General features: G+C 69.8%; 2 protein-coding genes. One reads left to right on the forward strand and one right to left on the reverse strand.

The annotated features are described in order from the left end of the window. Positions 1-35: 35 nt before the first annotated feature. A complete protein-coding gene (locus OTB20_RS04870; RefSeq protein ID WP_267815351.1) occupies positions 36-1385 on the reverse strand; it encodes an ABC transporter substrate-binding protein in 1350 nt (449 codons plus the stop codon). A 446-nt stretch (positions 1386-1831) separates the two neighbouring features. Between OTB20_RS04870 and OTB20_RS04875 the strand changes: the two genes are divergently transcribed. After that, positions 1832-2872 carry a LacI family DNA-binding transcriptional regulator gene (locus OTB20_RS04875; RefSeq protein WP_267815352.1) on the forward strand — a complete coding sequence of 347 codons (1041 nt, stop codon included), beginning with the start codon at positions 1832-1834 and terminating at the stop codon, positions 2870-2872. Positions 2873-2934: the final 62 nt, after the last annotated feature.

Consider the following 2934-nt stretch of genomic DNA (forward strand, 5'->3'; position numbering starts at 1 on the left):
CCGCCCGGGGGGGGCGGCCCGCGACACGGTCCCCGCTACTGATCGATCTTGTCGTCGACCAACTTCTTGACGTTGTCCCAGGCCTTCACCGGGTCGGTGCCGCGCTGCTCGATGTCGAGGATCCCGTTGTCGGTGAGGAAGGTCTTCACCTGTCCGTCCCAGCGGCTGATCGGGGCGGGCGTGATGCCGGCCGCGGCCTCCGAGTAGATCTTGCCGACCGGGGTGTCACCGAAGTACGGCAGCTTGGCGTCCTGCACCGCGGAGGACGCGAGAGTGTCCTTCGAGGACGGGATGTTGCCGTTCACGCCGAAGACCTTGGCGTGCTGGGCCGGGGCGGTGAGCCAGGCGGCCAGTTCGGCGGCCTCCTTGGCGTGCTTGCCCGACTTGGGTACGGCCAGGAACGAGCCGCCCCAGTTGCCGGCCACGGGCGGCGCGGCGATGTCCCACTTCCCCTGGTTCTCGGGGCCCGCCTGCTCCTTGATGATGCCGGTCATCCAGCTGGGGCAGGCGACGGTGGCGAACTTCGCGTTCTTGAAGGCCGCGTTCCACGTGCCCTTCTCGTCGAACTGGCGCAGTTTCGCGGTGAGTCCACCCTTCGCCGCGGACACGGCGGTGTCCCACGCCTTCTTCACGCCCGGGCTGTTCGCGTAGTCCAGTTCGCCCTTGGTGTTCGCGTACTGGACCGGCTGGCTGGAGATCACCGCGTTGAACAGGCCGCTCGCGGAATCGTGGAAGGAGGTCCCCTCGGGGGCGCTCTTCTTGTACGTCTCGCCGGTCTGGATGAACTTCGCCCAGTCGCCCGCCCAGAGCTTGGCGACCTCGGCGCGATCGGTCGGGAGCTTGGCCTTGGCGAAGAGGTCCTTGTTGTAGCAGATCGCCATCGGGCCGATGTCCGTGCCGAGGCCGATCACCTTGCCGTCACCCGTGGTGGCCTGCTTGACCTTCCAGTCGAGGAAGGCGCCGACGTCCGCGCCGCCCGTCTTGCCGAGGTCGGTCCACTTGTCCGCCATGGCGGTGCCCGTCGCCTCCGCGATGTATCCCACCTCCAGGGCCTGGATGTCGGCGAGACCGCTGTCGCGGGAGAGGCGCAGCTTCAGGGTGTCCCAGTACTTCTGGCCGTCGGCTACGTTCGATTCCTCGATCTTGATGTTCGGGTGGGCCTTCTCGTACTCGGCGTAGAGCTTGGCCCCGGTGGTGTTGTCGTAGCCGAAGGAACCGAAGGTCCCGATCCGCAGCGTGATCGTCTCTCCGCCGGCCGCGCCGTCGTCGCCGCTTGCGTCATCGTCGCCGCAGCCGGTGAGCAGGGCCGTGCCGGTCGCGATGAAGGCGACCGCGGTGATCGCGGTACGGCGTCCACGTCCGCGTCTGCTGCTGGAAGTGTGCATTCCACTCTCCTCGTCCAAGGTGGTGCTCGTTGTGCGCCAGGGGGTCCGGGGGCTGTTCGCGGCTCGGCGAGGGGCCTGCCCGGACGGGCTGTGAAGGTGCGTTGTCGCCTACTGAGTGGGAGCGCTCCCACGTCGTTGCCGGAAGGTTGCTGCCTGGCGGGTACGGGTGTCAAGAGATGAACGCGGATTCGTCGTCTCGAGGGGTGCGGCGAAGATCGCGCCCGCTGCCCCTGAAGGTGTCGTCAGGTTCTGAACGCGGCCATGGCATCGGGTGGAGATTATGAGTAGTGTGGGAGCGCTCCCATAAGCCCTGCTGGCGTACGGTGTTCCGCGTGGGACGGAGGGGAGGGAGTTTCCGCCCCACGCTGCCTTGCCGATGTATTACCTGATCAGTCGCGATCCGACCGGTGCGGAGCGCCGTGTCGTACGAGGGGAGTTCGAGAGGCGTGAACGGACGGCGAAACGGCAGGCCCACCCTGGAGGAGGTCGCGGCCCTGGCGGGCGTCGGCCGGGGCACGGTCTCCCGGGTGATCAACGGCTCGCCCCGAGTGAGCGAGCAGGCCAGGGAGGCCGTCGCGCGCGCCGTCGCCGAGCTCGGGTACGTACCCAATCAGGCCGCCAGGGCGCTGGCCGGCAGCCGGACCGACGCGGTCGCCCTCGTCATCCCCGAGACCGAGGCCAGGCTGTTCGCGGAGCCGTACTTCCTCGACCTCATCCGCGGGGTGAGCGCCGAGCTCGCGGAGGCGGACAAGCAGTTGCTGCTCACCCTGGTGCGGACCGACCGGGAGCGGCAGCGGTTCGAGCAGTACCTGGCCACCCAGCGGGTCGACGGCGTGCTGCTGGCATCCGTCCACGCGGACGATCCACTGCCCGACCGGATCGCGGAACTGGGGCTGCCGGTCGTCATGAACGGCCGGCGTTCGGAGGCCGAACCCGTGGCCTACGTGGACTCCGACAACATCGGCGCGGGACGGGCCGCCGTCGCCCACCTCGTGGGGCGGGGCCGGGTCGGGATCGCGACCATCAGCGGGCCGCTCGACATGTACGTGGCCCGCGCGCGGCTGGGGGGCTACCGCGCAGGTCTCGCCGAGGCCGGAATCGCCCCCGACGAGTCGCTCGTGGCGACCGCGGACTTCACCGAGGAGGGCGGCAGGCTGGCGATGCGCGAGCTCCTGAAGCGCGCCCCCGAGCTGGACGCGGTCTTCGCCGCCTCCGACGTGATGGCGGCCGGCGCGCGCGGGGCGCTGCGGGAGGCCGGCCGGCGGGTCCCCGACGACGTGGCCCTCGTGGGGGTCGACGACTCCGCGGTGGCGCGTCTGATGGATCCGCCCCTGACCAGCGTGCGCCAGCCCATCGAGGAGATGGGCCGCACGATGACCAGGCTGCTGCTCCAGAAGATCACCGAGAACCTCACGGACGGTACGGCGGCGGAGCGGGAGCCGCGGCGGGTCCTTCCGACGGAACTCATCGTGCGGGATTCCTCCTGACGGCGGTTTCGCCTGAGCGGGGCAGGGCCGGCGCCGTACGGAACCCGCGGGTTCCGTACGGC

This window comes from Streptomyces sp. H27-H1 (assembly GCF_026627445.1).
Classification (GTDB): Bacteria; Actinomycetota; Actinomycetes; order Streptomycetales; family Streptomycetaceae; genus Streptomyces.